This is a genomic window from Thermincola ferriacetica (genome assembly GCF_001263415.1).
GTDB classification, from domain to species: domain Bacteria; phylum Bacillota; class Thermincolia; order Thermincolales; family Thermincolaceae; genus Thermincola; species Thermincola ferriacetica.
Map to the genome: position 1 here is coordinate 1 of NZ_LGTE01000072.1, position 722 is coordinate 722.

The following is a 722-nucleotide window of genomic DNA, read 5'->3' on the forward strand; positions in this document are numbered from 1 at the left end:
CCAGTTTTTTCACCTCAAAATACTATCACGATGTTTAAGCCGGTAACTGTCGCCGGTCATGTTGAATATCTCACTATGGTGAGTTAGCCGGTCTAAAATTGCAGCAGTGATTACCGGGTCTTGCATTAATTCCGCCCATTCATCAAACCCTTTGTTTGAGGTAATTATGACTGATCTTTGTTCATACAGATTGGAGATTATCTGAAAGAAGAGGTTTGACTCCTGGCGAGTTATGGGCTGGAATCCTATCTCATCAATAATCACCAAATCGGAGTTCATTATCTTCCTAAGCTTTTGCCGTGCTCTAACGGATATTTCTTCGGTCTTAAGAAGCTTAATGAGGCGGTCCATTGTAACGAAACTGACTTTGTAGCCTTGTTCAACGGCCTGGACTCCTAAAGTTACTGCTAAATGCGTTTTGCCCACTCCCGAAGGACCAAGAAATATGATGTTGTAAGCAGATTCTATCCATGTAAGGTCTAGAAGTTGATTAATTTGTCGTCTGGTAACTGAGTTGTTGAAGGCATAGTCAAAGTCATCCGGAGTTCTGACGTAGGGAAGTTCTGCCGCCTGTAAACGGCGGTCCCTAGACCTTTTTTCTCTGGCCGATATTTCTTCTTTAAGGATTTGGTGTAAAAACTCCAGATAGGACATTTCTTTGCCGTTTATGTCCGGCAATAAATGATTTAGGTTATCCCTGATATGTGACAGACCCAATGTGG

1 protein-coding gene is annotated in these 722 nt (G+C 42.2%); it reads right to left on the minus strand.

Features of this window, described 5'->3' with window-relative positions:
- Nucleotides 1–9: 9 nt before the first annotated feature.
- On the minus strand, nucleotides 10–717 hold the full coding sequence (gene istB / locus Tfer_RS15735) for an IS21-like element helper ATPase IstB (RefSeq protein ID WP_052219206.1): 708 nt from the start codon (nucleotides 715–717) through the stop codon (nucleotides 10–12).
- Nucleotides 718–722: the final 5 nt, after the last annotated feature.